The organism is Bacillus sp. FMQ74 (assembly GCF_001875785.1).
Lineage (GTDB): Bacteria > Bacillota > Bacilli > Bacillales > Bacillaceae > Bacillus > Bacillus stercoris.
This window is the reverse complement of sequence record NZ_MOEO01000008.1, coordinates 1-22,344: the sequence shown is the minus strand read 5'-3', so window position 1 is coordinate 22,344 and position 22,344 is coordinate 1. Positions and strand designations below refer to the sequence as shown.

At 35.1% G+C, this 22,344-nt stretch carries 21 protein-coding genes, 5 pseudogenes and 1 riboswitch; of the genes and pseudogenes, 12 read left to right on the top strand and 14 right to left on the bottom strand.

Annotated elements, in window-relative coordinates; translation table 11 throughout:
• Positions 1-2 precede the first annotated feature (2 nt).
• Positions 3-1,137 (top strand): annotated as a pseudogene (gene rapE, locus BLL41_RS15295) (response regulator aspartate phosphatase RapE).
• Entirely contained in the window at positions 1,127-1,261 is a 135-nt protein-coding gene (phrE, locus tag BLL41_RS15290) for a phosphatase RapE inhibitor PhrE (RefSeq protein ID WP_071578503.1), read from the top strand. Before rapE ends, phrE (BLL41_RS15290) begins: the two are co-directional and overlap by 11 nt.
• A gap of 352 nt (positions 1,262-1,613) precedes the next feature.
• Here phrE (BLL41_RS15290) and fumC read toward each other — a convergent pair whose 3' ends face one another.
• A complete protein-coding gene (gene fumC / locus BLL41_RS15285; RefSeq protein WP_071578516.1) occupies positions 1,614-3,002 on the bottom strand; it encodes a class II fumarate hydratase in 1,389 nt (462 codons plus the stop codon).
• 166 nt (positions 3,003-3,168) lie between these two features.
• Between fumC and BLL41_RS15280 the strand changes: the two genes are divergently transcribed.
• Complete coding sequence (locus tag BLL41_RS15280; protein ID WP_071578515.1) at positions 3,169-4,059, top strand: LysR family transcriptional regulator; 891 nt, start codon at positions 3,169-3,171, stop codon at positions 4,057-4,059.
• A gap of 477 nt (positions 4,060-4,536) precedes the next feature.
• Here BLL41_RS15280 and BLL41_RS15275 read toward each other — a convergent pair whose 3' ends face one another.
• The gene (locus tag BLL41_RS15275; protein ID WP_071578514.1) at positions 4,537-5,271 is read right to left on the bottom strand and encodes an NADPH-dependent F420 reductase; all 735 of its coding nucleotides are present in this window, start codon (positions 5,269-5,271) and stop codon (positions 4,537-4,539) included.
• Between the two features lie 231 nt (positions 5,272-5,502).
• On the opposite strand from BLL41_RS15275, the gene BLL41_RS15270 reads away from it, so the two are divergent.
• Together BLL41_RS15270 and nfsA are read left to right on the top strand one after the other, a co-directional pair.
• Complete coding sequence (locus tag BLL41_RS15270) at positions 5,503-5,862, top strand: winged helix-turn-helix transcriptional regulator (RefSeq protein WP_071578513.1); 360 nt, start codon at positions 5,503-5,505, stop codon at positions 5,860-5,862.
• A 381-nt stretch (positions 5,863-6,243) separates the two neighbouring features.
• Positions 6,244-6,984: an oxygen-insensitive NADPH nitroreductase gene (gene nfsA / locus BLL41_RS15265; protein ID WP_071578512.1), complete on the top strand. Its 741-nt coding sequence runs from the start codon at positions 6,244-6,246 to the stop codon at positions 6,982-6,984.
• 97 nt (positions 6,985-7,081) lie between these two features.
• Here the strand turns inward: nfsA and BLL41_RS15260 are convergent.
• The 9 genes and pseudogenes from BLL41_RS15260 to BLL41_RS15220 form a co-directional block, all read right to left on the bottom strand.
• Positions 7,082-7,222, bottom strand: a pseudogene (locus BLL41_RS15260) (recombinase family protein); the annotation flags it as partial.
• A pseudogene (locus BLL41_RS23120) lies at positions 7,180-7,348 on the bottom strand (hypothetical protein). The pseudogenes BLL41_RS23120 and BLL41_RS15260, both read right to left, overlap by 43 nt.
• A gap of 777 nt (positions 7,349-8,125) precedes the next feature.
• Positions 8,126-9,361: an HAD-IIA family hydrolase gene (locus BLL41_RS15245; protein ID WP_071578510.1), complete on the bottom strand. Its 1,236-nt coding sequence runs from the start codon at positions 9,359-9,361 to the stop codon at positions 8,126-8,128.
• An 11-nt stretch (positions 9,362-9,372) separates the two neighbouring features.
• A complete protein-coding gene (thiD, locus tag BLL41_RS15240) occupies positions 9,373-10,191 on the bottom strand; it encodes a bifunctional hydroxymethylpyrimidine kinase/phosphomethylpyrimidine kinase (protein WP_071578509.1) in 819 nt (272 codons plus the stop codon).
• A 1-nt stretch (position 10,192) separates the two neighbouring features.
• On the bottom strand, positions 10,193-10,963 hold the full coding sequence (locus BLL41_RS15235; RefSeq protein ID WP_071578508.1) for a class I SAM-dependent methyltransferase: 771 nt from the start codon (positions 10,961-10,963) through the stop codon (positions 10,193-10,195).
• Entirely contained in the window at positions 10,963-11,970 is a 1,008-nt protein-coding gene (locus BLL41_RS15230; RefSeq protein ID WP_071578507.1) for a thymidylate synthase, read from the bottom strand. Before BLL41_RS15230 ends, BLL41_RS15235 begins: the two co-directional genes overlap by 1 nt.
• Before the next feature lie 14 nt (positions 11,971-11,984).
• The gene (locus tag BLL41_RS15225) at positions 11,985-12,431 is read right to left on the bottom strand and encodes a nucleoside 2-deoxyribosyltransferase (RefSeq protein WP_071578506.1); all 447 of its coding nucleotides are present in this window, start codon (positions 12,429-12,431) and stop codon (positions 11,985-11,987) included.
• Positions 12,432-12,508: 77 nt separating this feature from the next.
• A riboswitch (TPP riboswitch) is annotated at positions 12,509-12,612 on the bottom strand.
• A gap of 699 nt (positions 12,613-13,311) precedes the next feature.
• The gene (locus tag BLL41_RS23115) at positions 13,312-13,437 is read right to left on the bottom strand and encodes a hypothetical protein (RefSeq protein WP_256252455.1); all 126 of its coding nucleotides are present in this window, start codon (positions 13,435-13,437) and stop codon (positions 13,312-13,314) included.
• Positions 13,427-14,557, bottom strand: a complete 1,131-nt coding sequence (locus tag BLL41_RS15220; protein ID WP_071578505.1) for a response regulator aspartate phosphatase — start codon at positions 14,555-14,557, stop codon at positions 13,427-13,429. Before BLL41_RS15220 ends, BLL41_RS23115 begins: the two co-directional genes overlap by 11 nt.
• A gap of 864 nt (positions 14,558-15,421) precedes the next feature.
• Here BLL41_RS15220 and BLL41_RS15215 point away from each other — a divergent pair.
• From BLL41_RS15215 to BLL41_RS15185, 7 genes and pseudogenes are all read left to right on the top strand, one after another.
• Positions 15,422-16,096: a TraX family protein gene (locus tag BLL41_RS15215; protein WP_071578504.1), complete on the top strand. Its 675-nt coding sequence runs from the start codon at positions 15,422-15,424 to the stop codon at positions 16,094-16,096.
• Between the two features lie 129 nt (positions 16,097-16,225).
• Positions 16,226-16,360, top strand: a complete 135-nt coding sequence (gene phrE / locus BLL41_RS15210; protein ID WP_071578503.1) for a phosphatase RapE inhibitor PhrE — start codon at positions 16,226-16,228, stop codon at positions 16,358-16,360.
• 109 nt (positions 16,361-16,469) lie between these two features.
• The gene (locus BLL41_RS23385; protein ID WP_071578502.1) at positions 16,470-16,883 is read left to right on the top strand and encodes a CDI toxin immunity protein; all 414 of its coding nucleotides are present in this window, start codon (positions 16,470-16,472) and stop codon (positions 16,881-16,883) included.
• Between the two features lie 115 nt (positions 16,884-16,998).
• Positions 16,999-18,288 (top strand): annotated as a pseudogene (locus BLL41_RS15200) (ribonuclease YeeF family protein); the annotation flags it as partial.
• The gene (locus BLL41_RS23110; protein WP_256252456.1) at positions 18,280-18,651 is read left to right on the top strand and encodes a hypothetical protein; all 372 of its coding nucleotides are present in this window, start codon (positions 18,280-18,282) and stop codon (positions 18,649-18,651) included. The pseudogene BLL41_RS15200 and the gene BLL41_RS23110, both read left to right, overlap by 9 nt.
• Complete coding sequence (locus BLL41_RS15190) at positions 18,648-19,079, top strand: SMI1/KNR4 family protein (protein ID WP_071578501.1); 432 nt, start codon at positions 18,648-18,650, stop codon at positions 19,077-19,079. The genes BLL41_RS23110 and BLL41_RS15190 overlap by 4 nt, the downstream gene beginning before the upstream one ends.
• A gap of 91 nt (positions 19,080-19,170) precedes the next feature.
• On the top strand, positions 19,171-19,791 hold the full coding sequence (locus tag BLL41_RS15185; RefSeq protein ID WP_071578500.1) for a suppressor of fused domain protein: 621 nt from the start codon (positions 19,171-19,173) through the stop codon (positions 19,789-19,791).
• A 199-nt stretch (positions 19,792-19,990) separates the two neighbouring features.
• On the opposite strand, the gene BLL41_RS22810 is transcribed toward BLL41_RS15185, so the two are convergent.
• The 3 genes and pseudogenes from BLL41_RS22810 to BLL41_RS15175 all read right to left on the bottom strand — a co-directional run.
• Positions 19,991-20,323, bottom strand: a complete 333-nt coding sequence (locus BLL41_RS22810) for a hypothetical protein (protein WP_177230639.1) — start codon at positions 20,321-20,323, stop codon at positions 19,991-19,993.
• Positions 20,324-20,344: 21 nt separating this feature from the next.
• Positions 20,345-21,036: pseudogene (gene terS, locus BLL41_RS15180) on the bottom strand (phage terminase small subunit); the annotation flags it as partial.
• Positions 21,037-21,180: 144 nt separating this feature from the next.
• Positions 21,181-22,344, bottom strand: a 1,164-nt coding sequence (locus tag BLL41_RS15175) for an SEC-C domain-containing protein (protein ID WP_256252454.1), incomplete at its 5' end; no start/stop codon positions are given.

Here is a 22,344-nt window from a genome sequence, read left to right as displayed (position 1 = left end):
GAATGAATATCTTAATATCAATCACATCAGCTGAAGTGGGAATGAAAATTAATGAATGGCATAGTCATATTCAAAAATTCAACGTTACTGATGCTGAAATGTTAAAAGCTGAAATAGAACGTGATATAGTGGTTATGGAAGAAGATCAAGATTTGCTTATTTATTATCAATTGATGGCCTTTCGCCATAAAATCATGTTGGATTACACGCTGCCATCTGATGAAAACCGAATGTAACTTTCAGAATATTCGAAGAAATCCAAAGGCCATAAGAAAAAACTAGACAATATGCGCGCTTATTATTATAACTTCTTCCGCGGGATGTATGAGTTTAGAAACGGTGTATACACAATGCCATTACATATTACAAAAAGGCTGAGCTCAAAATTCCCACGATCTCTGACAAGATAGAAAAAGCTGAGTTTTATTTTAAGTTATCCGAAGTCTATTATCATAAGAAAATGACTCACATCTCAATGCACTACGCTGAACTTTCATACAATATCTATAAAAAACATGAACTTTATTCTGTTCGGCGTATTCCATGTCATTTTGTGATTGCTGGTAACTACGATGACCTTGAATTCATGAAAAAGCTCTCCCCCACCTTCAAGAAGCATGAAAAGGTGCTGAGCTGCTTAAAAGTAAAAATACTCACATCTATGCCACCGCATTTTTCAATCTCGGTAACTGCTATCACAAAATGGACAACCTAAATAAGGCTGCACGTTACATCGAACAAGCTTTGGTTCAATACAGAAAAATAAACTCTGACGTACTTCCACAAGCTTATCATGACCTAGCTTTGATTTATTTTAAACAAGGCAAAAAAGAACAAGCAATGGATTGCTTCCGCAAAGGAATCAGAAGTGCTGTAGATTTTAAAGACGAACTTTTTATGAACTTATTTGAAGCATTAGACGTTCTTTATATAAGAAATGGCGATACACCTAAACTCCTCAACATTTTTTCTCGTTTAAAGAACGGCAAAGGGTACCCTTATCTGGAAGAGCTGACAATGTTAGGAGGACACCTTTTCGATTATAATGGAAAAATAGAGGATAGTATCATCTGTTTCAAGAAGATGGTATATGCTCAAAAGCAAATATCGAAAGGGGAATGCATGTATGAAATCTAAATTGTTTATCAGTTTATCCGCCGTTTTCATTGGACTTGCCTTTTTCGGATCTATGTCTAATGGCGAAATGAAGGAAGCATCCCGGAATGTAACTCTAGCACCTACTCATGAGTTCCTTGTTTGATTCGATAAACAACATTAGTTCTGATTCCCTTTAGCCGTTTCATAACGGCTTTTTCTTAATTCTAAGAAAGATAAGCGAACCTTGTTCACCTACGTACAATGGTAATAAATTTTTCACTATTGTCTCCTCTTCACTAGCAAATAAAAAACAGCAGGAATTCTATTCCTATGACAGCAATCGTTAATGCATTTGTCAGCTTGCGGTCCCTCGATGATTATCACCTTTATAAAATGCATCACCCCTTGGGTAATGCTATGTAACAGCTGTTTGTCCAAATGAAGTGAATTTCAATGAGTGTAAAAAAAAGGAAAAACCAGTTACTAATCAGTAACTAGTTTTCACCTTAAAGGATTTAAATGTTCGGTTTCACCATATTTTCTGGTTTAACCATCTCATCAAATTGCTCTTTCGTTAGCAATTTAAGTTGCACAGCAGCCTCTTTTAACGTCAAGCCTTCTTTATGAGCAAACTTAGCAATTTTTGCAGCATTTTCATAACCGATATAAGGATTCAATGCTGTGACAAGCATCAAAGATCCGGAAAGATTTTCTTTAATTGTTTTTGTATTAGGTTCAATCCCAACCGCACAATGATCATGGAAAGATTGTATTCCATCACTCAGTAGCTGCACGGATTGAAGGAAATTATAGATAATAACAGGTTTAAATACATTTAGTTCAAAGTTGCCCTGACTTGAAGCAAAACCAATAGTTGCATCATTCCCCATAACTTGAGCCGCAATCATGGTAAGGGCTTCACATTGAGTAGGGTTGACTTTACCTGGCATAATGGAGCTACCAGGTTCATTTTCCGGGATTGAAATTTCCCCGATACCACAGCGAGGACCGCTTGCAAGCCATCTAACATCATTCGCAATTTTCATTAAGTCAGCAGCTAATGCCTTCATAGCACCATGTACATACGTTATTTCATCATGACTAGTTAAGGCATGAAATTTATTAGGTGAACTTTTAAACTGTTGGCCTGTAAACTTTGAGATCTCCTCTGAGACAACTTCTCCAAACTGTGGATGTGCATTAATGCCTGTCCCTACAGCCGTACCCCCGATAGCAAGCTCACGCATCTTATCAGTTGCTTCCAATATCATTTCTTTCGAACGTTCAATCATGTATACCCAACCGCTAATTTCTTGTCCAAGGGTTAAAGGTGTAGCATCTTGAAGATGTGTACGACCTATTTTTACAATGTCATTGAATTTTTTTGCTTTTTGATCTAATGTGTTCTGAAGTTGATCAAGTCTGGGAACTAATTGTTCATAGATAGCTAATACACCTGCAACATGCATCGCTGTTGGGAAAGTGTCATTCGAACTTTGACTGCGATTGACATCATCATTTGGATGTATGGTTTGTATAGAGCCTTTCTCTTTTAATAAAGCTGTTGCAAGGTTTGCTATCACTTCGTTAACATTCATATTGCTTTGTGTACCGCTTCCCGTCTGCCAAACAACGAGCGGAAAATTGTCATCATATTTGCCTTCAAGAATTTCATCACAAACTGCGGTAATAACCTCTGTTTTTTCACTATCCAAATTCCCTAAACGGTTATTAGCAATAGCTGTACTGCGCTTCAATATAGCAAAAGCTTTAACAATACGTTTTGGCATTTTTTCAGAACCTATCTTGAAGTTCTCTTTACTACGTTGTGTTTGTGCTCCCCAAAACTTATCAGCGGGCACCTTTATTTCTCCAAAAGTATCTTTTTCAATTCGATAGTTCATTAAAATAGTCCTCCTTCTGAACACAAAAATAGTTTAAAATTGATATAAAAATTTATTTATTTTGCTGCTAAATTTAGCTTAACACTAATAAATCATGATGTATAATGCATAATAAATATGATTTCAATTCCTTTGTGTAATGACTTATAAGAAGAGAGGGTTTTTTATGGAATGGGAACAATTAGAGTACTTTCAAACTCTTGCTCGTATACAGCATGTAACCAAAGCTGCTGAAACGTTATCAATAACACAGCCAGCACTTTCTCGGTCTATTGTTAGATTAGAAAATCACTTAGGTGTTCCGCTTTTTGATAGACAAGGCCGGTCCATTAAATTAAATAAATATGGGGAAAGATTCCTCAAGAGGGTCGATTCTATCATTAGAGAATTTACTGAAGGAAAGGAAGAAATTCAATCCCTTTTAAAACCAGATCAAGGTGAAGTATCTTTGGGCTTTTTACACACCCTTGGTACAACAATAGTTCCAAATTTAATTGGAGCATTTATAGATCAATACCCAAATGTTCATTTCCAACTTAACCAGTCTCACTCTAATCAGCTTTTAGATAAACTAAAATCAGGTGAACTAGATCTCTGCCTACTTGCTTCTTTTCCAGTCGAATCAAATATACTGTGGAAACCCTTATGGAAGGAGGAGCTTTATTTATTTTTGCCCAAAAATCATGTGTTAGCTACTCGTAAGGATATTACCTTAAACGAAATTGCTAATGAGCCTTTTGTTTTAATGAAAGAAGGTTTTGCTCTTCGAGTAACAATAGATCATATATTTGAACAGGTTAATATTACCCCAAAGATTGTATTTGAAGGCGAAGAAGCTGCTACAATCGCAGGTTTTGTTGCAGCGGGTCTTGGCGTTTCAATTCTTCCTGATTTTAAAGGCTTAGACCAAACAAATATCGCAAAGGTACGTATTAGTTGGCCAAGGTTCGAGCGCACAGTTGGTATTTCTTGGATTGAAGGGCAATATCTATCGCCTGTCACTGAAAACTTCAAGCAATATATCATAAATCAGTTTCCTCAAATAGATTCGAGATAGTATTAAGTTCTGTTGTTGATGCCAAGCCATGATACTCCTAGATGGATTTAATAGCTCTAAAGCCAAAACAAAAAAGATACCAATATAGTTTGGTATCTTTTTTGAGAGTTCGAATCCCTCAAGGTCGTAAATCCATATCAATGAAAGCTTGTTTTCATTATACTTCTTATTTTCATTTTCCGACATTTCTATACGTTTAAAAATGGTGAGCCAGAACCAATGAATGTCCTTGCTTTTTCCTCTATATTGATTAAGAAATTTAATTTGTTCCTTATTATAAGAAAGGCTGACGGAAATTTTCGTCAACCTTGGTCTTTCACCAGATTAAAGCGCCCTATCATACAGTTCTTAATCCTTCAATGTAACTATCGATTGTGGGGAAACAAGGAAAGAATCAAACATATCTTATTCTTTGTAAATTCATGTAAATATAAGGGTATGCGAAAAGTGCACTCTAACTGAGTGCACCTCTTGTTTTTATGAATTGTATATTTCTCTGTTTAGATTCACAACATCCTCGTGTGAAAAATCAACATCCTTTTTCTCTGCAAATATTTCCATCACTTTGTCGCGTAGTAATGGCGCTTTTACTTTATTCGCCTTTTTCAACGCAATTGTGAGTTCATCTTTTGTTAGCTCTGTGCAGTAAGCAGGAGTTCCTGGCTGCTGTCTCCAAGAGTCACTTAAAGAACCACCGTCTACTGCATCGAAGCCTAACTCGGTTACTACGTCCATGACTACTTGTTTTTGTGATGTATCATTACCAGCAACTGCCATAGCGATTCGTTCACTAGAATCTACGGATGTTCCTTCATTTTCTAAAGTATAGGCTAATAAGTTGTTGAACGCTTTAATGACAGGTCTGCCTAATTGATTTGAAACCCAAACACTTTCAACCATTCCGTTCTCGATTTCTTCAATTTTATCGTCTCTAAAAGGATAATAATTTGAAGTATCTACAATGATTACTTCCTCTCCGACTTGATCGATAATGTTCCGAATGCTTGGCATTGCTTTTGTAGGAAGAGAAATTATAAGAACATCAATATTTTTAATTGCATCCTCTACGCGCACAGTTGTTCCAGCAAGCTCTTTTCCTTCTAAATATTCAATTCCCCTTGCATCTGCAATTTTGACATCATGCCCATTCTTAACTAATTTTTTAGAAATAATTGAGCCAATTGATCCTGCACCTATAATTCCGTATTTCACTATTTTCCCTCCTACAGAATTTGTATATAAAAGAATAATTCTGCTTAAAGTAACACAATTATATGTTTACCAAATCGCAACATATAATCATTAGATATGAAAAATGAATTGATTATTGAATATTTCTTTTACATATACTAGAATAAAACCATTTCTCATCTTTTTAAAGTAGGCAATTAAAATTGCCGTAGTACATTTTTTTGTACGTAACAGTAGAAAGCAGGTGAAAAGGTGTCTAGAATATGTAAGGATGGATTTGACAAAGAGTGTATAAAGGAACAAAGAGAAGTATATGGCATTGCCTATACCCAAAATATACTTTCAGGACGCTGGAAGTATATTATTCTTTGGTTTTTAAAAACAAAAGAACGTCGTTATAGCGAAATTAAAGCTTTTTTATGGGACATTTCACAAGGTTCTCTTACAAAGCAGTTGAGAGAACTAGAAACAGATGGATTAATTAAGCGAGAGGTTTTTCCTGAGGTTCCTCCTCGTGTAGAGTATTCACTAACCTCAAAAGGGAAAGAATTCATTCCTATAATTGATTTGATTGAAGAGTTCGGGAAGAAGTTTGGGGAGCAGGTAGACTAATTTTACGACAAGAGTTTGTGAAGAAATGTATTAAAGTAACGGGGGCAAGAGTTAAAAGATCAGAAGCTGTCTAATGTGGCAGCTTTTTTTTACTAACTAAGCAGGTTAACACAACAAGAGCTTCCTTTTTTAGGGACATTTGCTGGATTAAATCTCTTGTTTGTTCCATTTAAATTCTTTTTCAAATCCTTCTTAACAAAATCTAGCCATCTTTTTGCTATTAAGTACAAAAAAATGTACTACGGCAATTTAAATTGCCCTCTTCATAAATTAGAGTGATGACCTTATCATATTGTATACAAGTTACACTATTTTTTTACAAATAACCCTATCCAACTTAATCAGCTTGCATCTAATATTTAAGAAAGGAAGAATATCAATATGAATACTACAGTTGAATTACTTAATAATCATACATCCATACGTTCTTTTACAAATCAACCACTAACAGAGGAGCAACGAGAAGCAATCTTTAAGGCAGCTAATCAAACTTCATCTTTCAGCCTTCTTCAGGCCGTTTCTATCATTAGAATTACAGATCCAGATCTTCGAAAAAAAGTGATGGAACTTTCTGCGAATCAGCCTTATATTGAAGAGGCAGCAGAGTTTTGGATTTTTTGTGCCGATTTTAACCGAAATCATCAAATTGCTCCCACTGTAGACCTTGAGTATATTGAATACCTTTTAATAGGTACATTTGATGCTGGGCTAATGGCTCAAAATGCCTTAACGGCAGCCGAATCAATGGGACTCGGTGGTGTATATATCGGTGGAATAAGACTTAATATAACAGAATTAACTGAGGTATTACATTTACCAAAACATGTGATTCCTTTAGTAGGGCTATGCATAGGTCATCCTGCTGAAGAGAAACCTGGACTAAAACCACGTTTGCCTCAATCAATGGTCATGTTTGATAATCAGTACCAGCCACTAGACGAAGAAACATTAGCAACCTATGATCAACAGATGCGTGAGTATTACCGAGAACGCCCAGTTAACGCACCTTTCACAGTGAAAAAAGTAAAGGGATGGAAAGATCATATTGAGGATCATCTTGAAAGAAGCAAACTCCCCTTCATGCTTGAGTATTTAAATAAACAGGGATTTGCTAAAAAATAAATTTTTTACAAGAGGACATTTCTGCATTCCATCCACATAAAAGAGGAAGAGTTTGACGCTCTTCCTCTTTATGCACCAACTCGATCTGCGGCAATTTTGAATCCATCCTTAAGCGATTGAATGCGGGACGTTTTAATAATTCTCCAGAAAATCCTTCATCGGCATACTTCAGCACATCCTTAGTCCCTGCTTTCTTTATGCAAGCCTCGATCTGACTGTCGATGCTCGATCCCTTGATCGCTTGTTCCTCGGTCGATACCCCTACATATATTGCTATCACCCTGGATCTCCTTCCTATAAAGTTTTATTAGCAATCGTTAATGCATTTGTCAGCTTGCGGTCCCTCGATGATTATTACCTTCATAAAATGCATCACCCCTTGGGTAATGCTATGTAACAGCTGTTTGTCCAAATGAGGAGATTTTCAATGAGTATGAAAACAAATAAAATAACCGATTGTTTAAATCATCGGTTTCTTCTCTGACGAATACCACGCCCACTAGTCCCTCAATAATGTGAAACTGTGTTTTCTGTTACAAAACCTTTATATATCAGTGTTTGTTTATTTTGATTATGTTGTTTTACAATGGTTTATTCATATTGCGGAGTAAAAATGGAGTAGTTTTTTCATTACCGGAAAGTTATATGACCTGTCATTGGTGTCAGGTCTTTTAAAATAGCCGAAATAAAGAGAGAGAAAGCTTTTAAATTCTCAGTAATCTTGTATATTTATTTGATTATCGTATGCCTTTTAGAGTTTCAAGAATTTTGCGTATAGTACTTTACCAATATCGTTTACGATTTTTTCTTGTATTTGTATCCAAATAGGGGTTGCTTCTTTATTTGTTATTCCTAACGTCCCCAATTCAACATGCCAGTCTTTTTTTATTTTGCAATTCTTTGTTTTTTCAAATCCTATATCGCAAGTGTGAAGGCTCATTCAATCTCTATGTTTGCATAAAGTTACGTTCATTTTGTGTACAAAATAATCACTGCTACTTCATCAAGGATAAATCTGTAGGGAATTAAATAAAAAAGATACCAATTTAATCATTGGCATCTTCTCTATTTGATTCCCTTCACACTTGTTTGCATACTTCATCGGATACTTCATCTTACTAATTGAAAATATAAAGTTAATTTAACGAATAAAAGCAAGGTCTTTCTGTGCTAAAGCATCTTCCAGCCACCTAGGGTGCATTGGCAATAGATTATCAGGTAACTCGTGAATATTAAAATACCTAACTTCTAAGGCCTCCTCTGTGGATTTTTTCAATGTCCCTCCAATAACTTCACATTGAAAACAGTTGGTAATAAAGTGACTGACTCTTCCGTCAGGGTAAATAAATGTTTGTGAGCTTGGATCTGAATAAACTCCTATCATTTTAGAAACTTTAACAGTTAATCCGGTTTCCTCTTTTATTTCTCTTATTATAGCTTGTTCAACTGATTCACCAGGTTCCACATGTCCTGAAGGGATGCCCCATAGACCATTATCAGCACGCTTCATTAATAAAACCGAACTTGATTCTTTGATTATTATTCCAGCGACTCCAGCTTTAACTTGTTCTGTCCATTGATAATCTGGTTTCTCACGCACTTCTATCTTAACTTCACTATCGAACAAATACTTCAAATCTCGAATCACAACATCTGGATTTCTAAAGTCATGTTCTACAGGAAATAAGGTATTTTGATCAGAAACTAAGATTGAAGCTATCCCCATTCGATTCGCTCCAATAATATCTGTCTCAGGTGTATCTCCAATCATGACGCATCTCTCTTTGTCTTCAAAGGACTCAAGTACTTTTTCAAATATTGAAGACTCCGGTTTTCCAATTATAATGGGCTTTTTATCTGCTCCCGTTTTAACAGCCGCTACTATAGCACCTGTAGCTGGAGCTGGTCCATTAGCGGTGGGAAATGTTTTATCTCCATTTGTAGCAATAAATGAAGCCCCACGGCGGATGAGATTTACCGCCTTATGTATATCTTGAAAAGTAATATTGTTATCCCATCCAATGACAACAGCTTCTGCTAGGTCTTCTTCAAGATCAATACCAGCTTTTTGAATCTCGCTTTTAAGTTCATCATTTCCTAATATATACGCTCTCTTTACTCCGGCCTTAATAAGGTAATCAGCTGTTGCCCACCCCGAAGTAATTACTTCATCAATACTTGCTGAAATACCAAGTTTATGAAGCCTTTTAACAATCGTCTCTCTTGTAACACAGGGATCATTCGTTAAAAAACGAATGGATTTCTTTTCTTCACGGAGACGTTTTAAAGAAGAAACAGCTTCTGGTAAAGCTTTGTCTCCTATATAAATAACTCCGTCTAAATCGAATAAAAATACATCATATTCCTTATAGATCATCTTAACACTCCTTAAGTAGCTGTCGTGGGGTTAATGATTGAGCGATACGCGAAATGATTTGTAGGACCATGTCCCTTCCCAATACCTAAAGGATGTTTAATAGCTGCTGAAATAAATTCTTTCCCAGTTGCTACAGATTTCGGTATACTGTGCTGCTTTGCTAGCTCTGCAGTTATAACGGCCGAAAAAGTACAGCCTGTTCCATGGGTATGTTTTGTATCAAAGCGAGGAGAAACAAATTCCTCGAAAGCCTCATCACAATACATAATATCGCGAGCTTCTCCGTTCAAATGCCCCCCTTTTACGACAGCACTCTTTGCTCCATATACTTCCACAATTTCTTTAGCAGCATCGCGCATCTGCTGTACAGTTTTAATTGATTTGCCGATTATTACTTCTGCTTCTGGAATATTTGGTGTAATAACAGTGGTTTGAGGTATTAATAATTTTTTCAAATGATTAACGGCATCCTTATGAAGTAGATGATGTCCGCTTTTAGCAACCATAACTGGGTCCATCACATACGATTGGATATTAGCCGCTTTTAATTTTTCAGCTATCAGTTCTATAATATCCACGCTTGCAAGCATACCAGTTTTTACAGCATCCGGTTTTATATCTCCGATGACACAGTCTATTTGCTGAGATATATTATTCAGAGATACCTCCTCAAAACTTTTCACACCAAGAGTGTTTTGAGCAACAACTGATGTAATAACAGCCATTCCAAATACTTGCTGCTCCTGGAAGGTTTTTAAGTCTGCATGAATTCCCGCTCCCCCGGTTGGATCTGTTCCAGCAATCGAAAGTGCTTTATAGATATCCGTCAACTCATACACCTCCTAAGGCAGGTTTCACTGCTTCAAAAATTACAAAAGGCGGGTATTCCTTTTCACTTTTCCAATTATTAAATTTAAATTTTTGTTCGATGGCCTTTAACTGCTCTCCGTCAATATCGTTTAACGTTGGTTCCAGTAATGTTACACTTTCAAAACCTACATTAGATAAAAGTTTATAGTACATTGACTTCGGCCAATGAAAGTCATTTAAAATTAAATCTTCTTGTTGAGGAACATGAAGCCACTCATTTCTTTCTTCTCCGTAAGAATACTCTTTCCCCGGTATTCCGTTGCGAAAGGTTGAAAATTCTATTCCAGTTGAGTCAGGGTTTGTATCGAGTATAACAAAAGAAGCACCTGGTTTTAACACACGAAAAATTTCATCCATGATTCTTTTGATACGTTGATCACTATCTGTATTAATAAAGACGTAACAGGCCATAGCAGCATCAACTGAATGATCTGGTAAGAAGGAAAGATTATCATGTTCAATTAAATGATAGTCAACATGTGGATGTTTTCTTTTTGTCTTTGCTATATCCAACATCTTACTTGATTCATCTACTGCGATTACATTGCAATCTATTCTGTCAGCTAACCTATATGCTACCTTTCCGGGACCACAGCCAAAATCGAGCACCTTTTTAATATCCGCTTTATCAAATTTACGAAAAACATACTCAAAACCTAATGTTTGTTCTAAAACGTCGTTATAAGCATCGAATTTACCAGCAACACTGTCTTCTTTCCAAGAAGTTTTCATTAAATTTCCTCCTTTTGTTTAGTTGAGAAGTAATTAAACCACTTATTTCTAACAAAAAATTGATAAGTAGGAAGTAAGCCTTGAAATAGAGAAAGGTCCATATCTCGCTTATAAGCAATATGCTGATATATACTGAAAAGTAAAAGAACCTGTTCCCAATACTCAGGTAATTCTAGAGTTTCAATATCCTGCCTTGACAATGAAATTTGATCTTTTCTAAGCAAAGACTCATATTCTAAAACTGTTTCAATGAAAGGCCAATTATTCCCGGCAGGCATTTTAGGAAATTCAAAAGCCGAGGTATCATTATAATTTTTAGCTTCCTCAAGTACTGTTTTTGCCCATTCGTTGTCGGACTCGTAGATATGAATGGAACCAACATTATGGAAATATTCTCCGACTTCTAAATAAAGTTCTCTCGCCATTAATTCTTGCATAAATGTAAAAGAGAAAAGATCACTAATCATTCCTCGAAATGCATCATTTGCACGCATTACGGAAGACATGTATAACTTGTTTTCTCTTATGAAAAATTGCAAACCGATTGTGCAAGAAACATCAATGTTTCCAGAAACGAAGAGTTCCGAGGCATCGAATATTTGAATAAATGCCCTTTTTGAATCAATGTCTTCTTGTGTCAAAAGATTTTTTATTCTATTCCATTGATTTAGTTTTGCGTTTCCAAATTCAAATATTTTAGGTCCATACGCAGTGCCTGTTAATGTTTTTTTATTCATTGAATATAAAGGCATTTTTTTATTGTAATAACTAATAAAATCTAAGTTGTTACTCCCCGACAAATACCATAAAACTTCAGCAAAATTAAACACGATATTTGTTTTTCTAGAGGGTAAGTAAGTGACACGTTCTACTGGATTTTCAAGGGTCAGATGATAGTTCAATTTTTCTTTGCTTTTTTGTCCACGCGGTGAATTCAAAAATTCAGGGTTGTGATAGATGTCATACAGTGTTTCCATATATGCTTCATGAAAAGTTCTCTTTCTCATTTAGATTCCACCTTTTATTTCATAAGGATACTTTTAATCTTTTGTAATAAATCATCGGTATCTTTAAAATTAATGTATTCAACATCAGCTACTACATTTAACCCTTGGATTAAGAATGCGTAATCTCTATCTTTTTCTAGTAATAACACTATCTTTTTTTTCAAGGCAGAAGCCCATCCAATTTCTATATGTGTTCCAGGAGAAGCCGGTGAGCCAGGAAAAGCTACAAAAAGGTCACAAGTGCTTATTTCATCAAAATCAATTTTAGTGCATTGTTGAGGTGTCATGAAATCTTTCCCCCATCCTTCTCGCTTGTGAGCATTATGAACTAACCATCCTTCATTTTCAAAAAAAGAAATTAAAGATTCCAACTTTCCCCTTTCATGTAAGCTCATCAATCCAGTATTCTCGTCTACTAAACTTTTAAAAGGCCCTGCTAAAAAAACTTTTTTAGTTGTCACTTTAATATCATCCTTTCAAAATAAATAAAGCCACTTTCATATGGAAAGTGGCTTAAAAATAGATAAGATAAAAAATCTCTCTAATTTTCTCACTTCCCTACGCTGGTGTTAACCAAATCAGGTTCAAAGGGTCAGGACTTGTGTCTCTTCTCAGCTTCTAAAAGCTCCCCCAGTGTATAAAATATAAATATTTACTTTCATCCTAAACTATTCCATATTATTAGTCAAACAATGATTGATAAGCGTTGAACCCTGCGTATCAACCGACAAAAGTTTTTTGAAAGTTACCACGACTTGCATTTGGTGCCATGTCATGAACTTCTAAAGGAGATTTGATAACTCCAACAACCAAAAAGATACCAACATGTTTTGGTATCTTCATCTAAATCGAGTCCCTCAACATAGTAAAAAGATATGACCATTTTCAAAAGCCTTTATTTATAGCATCCGTTTACTTTATTTACACTGATTTTGATCAAGTATCATGAATTCTGGGCACAAAATGGGTATAGTTTTTAATCTGTCCAAATAACAAAATGAAGGTTCTTCCCTTCCTATAGTCCCAAAATTGATCTCCTGCAATTTTGAAACCATCTTTTGAAGAACTGTCTTATCTACGAAATGAGTTTTTTAATGAGCTAATCCCCAAAACCACCTAATTCCCCATCGTACAGATTCTCCATGAGAACTAAAAAGTTATTGCGGTATCACCGAAAATTTAAATTGCGGTGCCCTATTTCCTTTTTCTCTCCCCCAAAATAAGGTTATGTCTCAAGGATTTAAAAGTGGTACAACCTTTATTCTTTTGACTCATTTGGCAATGTTGAAGCAATCCAAGACATAAATAAAAAACCCTCAATTAAGAGGGTTTAATCAGTTTTCATGTTTGATTTCGGTCAGAAAGTTGATGATATGCTTCACTTTTCTCTACAGTAATAGTAGTAACTAAACTTAAACCTAAAGTAACTGCACTAAGAATAATGATTACGCCTTTTTTAAAATTCATACAGGCATTCTCCCCTCTGAATTTGTTTTTGCGTTTCAAGCATTTTTTGATGATAAACATATGATGTTTCAAACTCCTTTGATTTTGCAAAAACTTCAGCCGTATCAATTGCGATATCTTCCACATACGCATAATTCTTATTTCTTTCTAAGTAATCAATCGTTTTTTTGATTCCCGCTTGATCTACTGCATTGATATAAAGTGCTTCCAAGTACTTTTGCAGGGACACAAAAAGTTTATCACCTTGGGATATTGCAGCAGATAAACCCTTTTTACTCATTTTTATTGCTTCACTTGTTTTTCCTTGCTTAAAAAGAAATTTAGCGTATGTAAACATTGAATGTGGTAAATTGCTCAACTTAGCACTTTCTGATACCTTGGCAGCCTCATTTAAGAAATGATCTGCTTTATCATTTATTCCTAAATCTGCGTAATTCTTTCCGAGATTGTAGTAAGCCGAGCTAAGTAGCCTTTCATTGCGATCTAATTGTTTGGACAACTCTAAGGCTTTTTCAAGGTGCGGCAAGCTTTTCTCGAAATGTTTAAAATCAACGTAATTTCCAGATATCACGAAATGACATTGTATTTTTCGCACTTTATAAAGTTCATATTGATTATAAATGTCCATCGCCTGTTTAACATGGTGCATCGAGATATGATTTTGCTTCATGATATAGTAAGCTTCAGCCAACTTAAAATGAAATTCTGCCTTCTCAATATCATCATTAACATGAGTAAGGTGTTTTTCTGCTTCTCGATAAAAACCAATTGCTTTGACATATTCCCTCTTATCAAACTCATACATTCCACGAAAAAACAGAGAGTAGTAAGACAACAGACCAGTGATCCCCTTATTGGATGCTTCTATTTTTTCAAGCAGTTCATCAATAGTTGGCCTGATTCTTGTTGTAACTGGTTCCAAATAATCTAACATAAGCTGATGACGGAATTTCATTAGAGAGAAGTAAATAAGTAAATACTCATCTTCCTCCATCTGATTGATCTCTTGTTCCACCTCAGCCTTTAAAATCTCTGCATCCGGGACACTAAATTGACGTATCATTTTATACCATTCATTGATCTTTACGCCAACTTCTGACGATGATAAAACCGGATTCACAGGGCCCCTCCTTTTATGTCTTTTTATGTAATATTCTAACATTTCCAAAAAGTGTTTGAACCGCAAAAAAACCGCAAACTTTTTTATTCGGTTCGTTCATAATAAAAAAGCAGGCATTATGCCTGCTTTTTTGTAAGGACTCTATCAATTAAAAACATAAATAAACTGAATAACAAGGACATAACTAACATGTCGAGTATAGTAATCCCCGAATCTCTTTTTATTCCCAAAAACAAAATAGCTTGTAAAATTAAAGAGATCAAGAAAAACAATATGTACTTCATACTTTTCATGTTAAAACATCTCCCTCACCTTTTTTATAACGTACACTAAACCGAGCCAAACTTGCAGCTAAAACCAAACTACTACAACTTTAATGAAATAGGCCTTTCCCTCTATGATTCGGGACACGCTAAAGAAAAGAATGATATATCGCCAATTGATGTCCTTAAATCGGAAAATGAAGAAGCCATCTTCGGTCCATTCAGCTTTGATTTGAGAAAGAGATGAACGAAGGAGTTTTGGAATTTCGCGCAGCTTGTGTCTTGGATTGAAAAATGCCCATTGATCAAGATGTTCTAGGTATTTGCTTTAAGACAGCATATATACCAAACGTCAAAAATTAGGAATATAAACAGAGAAAGATTACAAAATTGAAAGCTTAGTGTAATCTTTCTCTATTTTTTCGGTGTGTCCTTTATTTTATACTGTGCATACTGTGCCAGAAAGTAGAGGGAAATTCGTTTTGACTTATGGGCCGAATAAAAAACAGTTTTACAAGTTCTGAAGGATTAAGATGAATTTTCGCCGCTCTTTAGCAGGGCATAACATATGAAACTTAAAAATTTTCTAAAGGAGTAAATTATGAATTCATTTATTTTAAAATTATTAGCCATAATTTTAATGGTATTTGACCACGTTTATACTTATATCCCTAATTACCCCATATGGTTCGGATACGTTGGAAAATTAGCTGCACCAATATTTTTCTTTTTGATTGTTGAAGGATTTATCCATACGAGAAATCGGAAAAAATATATTACTCGGTTATTTGGTTTTGCGATTTTAATGGTTGCATTAGATTATTCACTTAAAATACCAAATAACATTTTCTTATCTTTAGGATGCGGTATAGTGCTGCTAACAGTCTTGGATTATGGTAAACGGACGAAAAAATACGCATTGAGTACGATTGCAGCTATTGTTATTGGCATACTTATGTTATTTACCGAAGCATCCCTATACGGTCTGGGGATGGTACTCATATTCTACTTCCTAAGAGAAAAGAAAGGCCTGAAGATTATCACTTATATCTTGTTCAGCTTGTTCTTCTTACTGACCAATTTAGGTGCACCGGACTTGTTTAACCAATTGTTTTTATATGACTATCAATGGATAATGGTTTTCGCTTTCCCGTTCTTTCTCCTGTATAACGGTAAAAAAGGTTATTCAAGTACTTTTATGAAATGGGCTTTTTACGTATTTTATCCGTTGCATCTTACTGTGATAATCCTCATTAAAGAATTATTTATAGTATAAAACTATTCACAAACATTCTGAAATTGTTTTCATCATAAAAGGTGCGCGCGGGCCGAACAGCAATAGGACTACCCTTCCCAAAAAATAGTGTATATACTAAAAAGCAAATACCGAAAGGGGAATGCATGTATGAAATCTAAATTGTTTATCAGTTTATCCGCCGTTTTCATTGGACTTGCCTTTTTCGGATCTATGTCTAATGGCGAAATGAAGGAAGCATCCCGGAATGTAACTCTCGCACCTACTCATGAATTCCTTGTTTGATTCGATAAACAACATTAGTTCTAATTCCCTTTAGCCGTTTCATAACGGCTTTTTCTTATTTCTAATACTGAAAAAATCCAGCATACATAAAGTTTTTGAGGTGAAAATTTTGGACTTATTTGATGAATGCTTAGAAGCTCTAGGGAAAAACAAAGAAATCTTATCAGAAGAATTAACGGCAAAATATTATGAACTGCTTTCAAACAGTTTTCCCTTTACATCTTGGGGACGAATCAAGTGGGAAGAAGTTTGTTGTCATCAATCTATAATTTACGAGGAAGAGATTTACGATTGGCTAGCTAAACACCATTTTAAAGATAGGAACATTATTATTCTTTGGGGTTACGGAGAACAGCCAGCATTAAAAACCAGTCTTGAGCATGCATTAAACGTAATTGATGATGTAACTGCCGTTGGATCAGATACTTTTATGTTTAGTGAATATGGCTACGTTATCGAATTTTTTCATGATGGCGATGTTACAATTGGAAAGTCCCCTTTCATTGAAAGGATTAGCAAATAGGCAAAATGACACAGATCGAATGATTCATTTCCACCATTTGATCCACATAACAGTTAGTTTCATCATTCTTCCATGGTAATATTTTGTTATGACGATTAAATGAAAGGATATGATCATGAAAGTATTTGAAGCCAAAACCTTGCTCTCCGAGGCTGAAAAGCGAGCAAAGGAATACAAAGATTTAAAAAGTAAAATGGTCAAATTAAAGAAAGCGTTCAAAGCTGTTGCAGATTTAGATGATAGCGAGTTTTCAGGCAAAGGTGCTAATAACATCAAATCATTTTATGAAGATCAAGCTGGCATTGCTGACCAATGGATTGATTTAATTGAGATGAAAATTTCTTTCTTAACGAGTATTCCTGGTTTCTTAGAAGATGCCAACTTATCAGATGCCTACATTGAAGAAACCTTTTTAGCGCATGAGCTTGCTAACGCCTACACCAAATCAAAATCCATCATGTCTGAACAGAAAAAAGCCATGAAAGATATATTAAATGATATCAACGATATACTGCCTTTGGATCTGTTCTCGACAGAAACTTTTAAAAATGAACTTTCGTCTGCCGAAAAGAAACGAAAAGAAGCCATTGAGAAAATGGATGAAGTTGACGAAAACTTAACATCAGAATACGGACTATCAGAAGCAAATGAACAAATGATTCAAGCTGATTATCAAGCTTTAATGAATGCGACAGCAAAAGGCAAAAGCGCCTCTCCTATTCACTATAATGCGAAGGCTTATAGAGACAGTGAGATTCACAAGATGACTGAGGATGTAAAGAAACAATCAACAGACTACATCTCTTTTAAGGACCAACAGGCGGAACAAAGAAGAATTGCAAAAGAACAAGAAGAACTGGCGAACAGACCATGGTATGAAAAGTCTTGGGATGCTGTTTGTAATTTTACAGGAGAGGTCTCTGGATATTATGATTATAAAAGAGCCGCTGATGGGGTTGATCCTGTTACCGGCGAAAAGCTAACTGCTGGACAACGGGTCGCTGCCGGTGCAATGGCTGCGGCAGGATACATCCCTATCGTAGGATGGGCAGGTAAATTAGCTAAAGGTGGAAAAGCTGTTTATTCAACAAGTAAGGCATTTTATAGAGCAGACAAAGCTCTCGATGTATACAAAACACCTAAGACATTCCATGTCCTTCAAAATTCCAGCAAAGGACTTTATGGACTTGCTTCTGCGAACGGTTTTAGCGAAGCCTTAACCGGACGCGATATGTTCGGGAACAAGATTTCCAAGGAACAACAAGAGCAAAGTATAACTAATGCTTTATCAATGCTAGTTCCATTTGGTGTAGGTGGCGTTAGCAAAAAGTTGAATGCAAAAGCAAGTAGCAAATCAGAGAATTTTGTTATTTTTAATAAGACCCATAAAGATTCAATGCCAAAACCTAAAGGTACCGGCCCGAATGGCGGGCGGTTGCAATCTCATCATGGGTTACAGCAACAATGGGCTAAAGAAAACTTAAAACAATATGGCTATGACGCCAACAAAGCACCAACTATAACAATTGAAACAGGTAAGGGGTTCCCTCATACTGAAATTAGTAAAAGACAAAACGCGAGACGTAACGAACGTGTTGCACAAGGGAAAGGAAAATGGAGTTCTACTTTACAAGAAGAACTTAATTATACTGTTGAAGATTTAAAAGCAGCAGGATTTTCACGTAAGACCATTGAAGATGTACTGGAACAACAATATAAGATGTTTGATAAACTTAAAGTTAGTTATGAAAGGATTGATTTGAAATGACCTTACTCAATAAGATTAGCTCACATTTTTCGATAGATGCACAAGAGCCCGCTGCTAACATAGAAGAAATTGAATCATTAAGAGAATTCTCACCTATAAATGTACCATCTGATTATATAGACATAGTAAGTGAAGCAACAGAAGTTGAAATAAGTGTAGATGGCGAAAAGTACATACGGATTTGGAGTCCAACAGGGTGTATTGAAATGAATGATTCTTATGAAATTCAAGAATACATACCAGAATCACTCGCAATTGGTGATGATGAGGGTGGAAATGCTCTAATTTATTTAGACGGAAACGAAGGTTTCGGATTGTATATTGTAGGTTTTGGAGATTTAGATGCTGAAGAAGCTGTTAAAGTCGCTCCATCCTTAAGTGATTTATTAATTAATAATACAGGCATAGAGAGTATATTAGAATTGTAATTTTACACCTCACTGCTTTTTCGGCTTCTTTAACGAGATACTGTTTAAAGACAAATATATATACATTAGAAATTGTCGTAGAGATTGTCTAATGGTCATTACACAAGAAAATAAAGAAATTGCTAGAACAGTTTTAGGAGCTTTTGAAGGTAAACCAAAGGTTACGAAATATTGGGATGATAACAAGAGTAGCAGCATTGATATTTTATCGGTCAGTGACCAGCCTCAGGAAGGTATCACGTCATATTCAACTCTAGGTTTGTCAGATCATTCTATTAATTATGAGGTGAATGGCACTCCGTTGCGGGTAGAAATCGTAGCTGCAATGGAGTCAGCTTCAGACATATATGCTAATGTTTTATCAACTTGTGCCTTTAATATAATCAACTCAAACTTCTCTTGTGCACCAGGTGTTATTTTTAAAGATGTGATTAATATGTATGATCAGGAAACCGACATGAAACATGTTATGTTCGTTCCCCCATTTCTGTGGGAGGAAGATTTAGAGCTACTTGAATTTAGCAACAAAAATGTTACTTGGCTAATGGCTTTACCTATATCAGAAGGAGAATTGCAAGTAGCTGAACAACACGGTCCAGACCATTTACAAGATCTTTTGGAATCAAAGCAGATTGATATTTTTGATATAAAGAGAGAATCTGTTGCTTATATAACATTTACATTTATTCATAACTTTTATTTCACTAAATAATTACATCTTTTAAGTAACCAAAATTTTTGAGGGGATTGCAATATAACCTGTATTCTTCTTTATAAAAATTTTATTAATATGCCTGTTGCAGCAATAACCGTCGCTATAGTCCATAAAATAATTGCATTACGCGAACTAACTATTTTTAGTTCAACATGTTCCTTGGTGGCCATTCCTGAATTGGTAATTGCTTCTGAAATTAAGTTTTTATCTCATCTTTTGTAGCCAGATTATCAAGTTTTTTTGTTCGTTCCTCTATGACAGCTACCTTTTTGTCAATTTCATTTACCTTTTCAAGTATTTTTTCCATTATATCTCCACCTCCATTTTGACTACTTGCTGTTTGTAAACTTGCTTCTATAGCTTCTTTAATTTGAGCTATCTCACTTCTAATATCTTGGACATCTTCTCTTATATTAGTGGATTCATGGACATCAAATGTAGTTTTGTTGCTATATCGTACAAGAGGATTCCTTCCTCTTACCTTTCCCGTCATTCCATCTGGAAAATCAACTACTCTTGCACTAACCATTAAGATTCTTCTTTTTTTCCTGTCATCACTTTTGTTCACAATGGTGATTTCAAAAGGTTTATCTTCTTCAGTAAGTTCTTCAATCTCTAATTTTTTCTTATTGATATTTAAGGCGTCGTTCGTCTTCTGAATGAGCTAATTCGTCAAACTGCTTTATAAGGTTCCTGAGCTCTGCCATTGCCCGAGATTGCGCGTTCAAGAACGTTGCATGACGATCCCAAGAAAATTGGAATTCGTATTTTTCCTCTTCGACTTCATTTGTCTCAGATAGGACAGACTTTTTCTTTTTCAGTTCCTTAATCATCTCGTCCTTAATCAGAAACGAACATGATCTTTTGCGCTCTTATAATTGCAGCATATTGGATCTGTATCTGATCCCATATCATATCGACAGGTGATCGCTCCTGAATCTCTTCTATGATAGAGAGCGTGTCTTTAGGTAAGAATTTAGAGAAAATCCGTGTGTCACAGCGTTTTGATTTCTGTGTGGTGCGCCCCCTTTATTACCTAACGCATTCTTGTTACCGAGTGGTGCACCTACTTTTTTTGTATGGACACTTTTCTTAGCGGGTGCACCCTTTTTTCTTTGCCAACCATGCCGCTGTTTCCATGATTTAATGTTGTTCACAGACACCTCATATTTCTCAGCAAGGTCTTTGTATTTCATACTTTTGACATAAATCCTTATACGCCAGTATGTGCTTTTCAACCATCTACATTCACTGCCGCCTCCTTTTGAATTAAGTTGTTTTGAAGATACTCCCTCTAAACTGCCCCGTATCCAAGTCGACAACCGACCATTTCTTTCCTGAGATTTACCGCGGAAGCAGTTACAGGGAATATAAAAAAAAGACACTCTATTGAGTGTCTCTTGAAAAAAGATCAAAATTATAATAATTATCCTCATATAATAGTTCGAATTTTTCCAGTGGGAAAAATGATGACTCAAAACTTTTTAACAAAGAATACTTCTGTTCTTCGTTTAAATTTTCTATAAAATTAGGCCTGAAAAAGATATTTTCTGTATATTCTATGATTAGAAAGTTTAGATACTCGACAAATTCTTTATCATTTAAATGCTCTAATTGATTAAAATATTCTCCATACACATCATCATTATCTAGAAAATATGAGATGATAATATTTGTACCACCTTCGATAGGATAAATATTTAGATAAATTGAGGGAAGCACAAGGTTCTTATCAATATTATGAATTTCATTTAAAGTATTTCCATTTAAGTCCTCATTGACTGCAAAAGAAGTCGATACAGCAAAATTAATTTCAAATGGCAACTTTCGAAATAATGTTTTTATATTTGAAAAGTTATTTTCAATATAGCCCCTTTTAAACTTTTCATAATCAGATTTAAAATCTCTAATATCAAGCTCTGCTTGTTTAAAGTTATAAACAAAAAAAGGGTCAATTAATTTATTTGGGTACTTTTTGGATATATTTCTAAGTGACTCCAACCTTCTAATTTTTTTATGCATTTCAATAGATAGTGCTCTAAATGCAAATAAAAAATTTTGTATTTCTTCATTTTCATAATCCTTTAACTCTATAGGCTTAAACAATTCTGTATCGTGAAAATCACAAAAACCGAAAAAAGTACTAGCTTTATTCTTGCTAATCCTTTTAAACTCAGTAGTAATTCCTTCATCCTTAGAGAATCTATGCGAAATTTGATAAACATGATTTTCATCACTTATCCGATTAAGAATTCTATTATTTTGTATCGAGTGAGCATTTTTTATTAAATCTCCACATTCTTCTTTCTTAAATCCAAAACATGTTTTGAAATCAGTTTCATCCCACAGCTTACTCATTTCATATTGTATTCTGCTTTCAGAATAATTAAGCTCACTTAAAGATTTCTGTTTAAAGTTTCTTGCTTTTTGGTAACAGCAAAACTTGAACTTCTTACCTGATAAACAAGGACAGGGTTCATATGGTTCAAATTTTAAATCTTCTTTCCTTAAATTATCAGCAAACAAGATCATCTTATCATTCCTCTTACC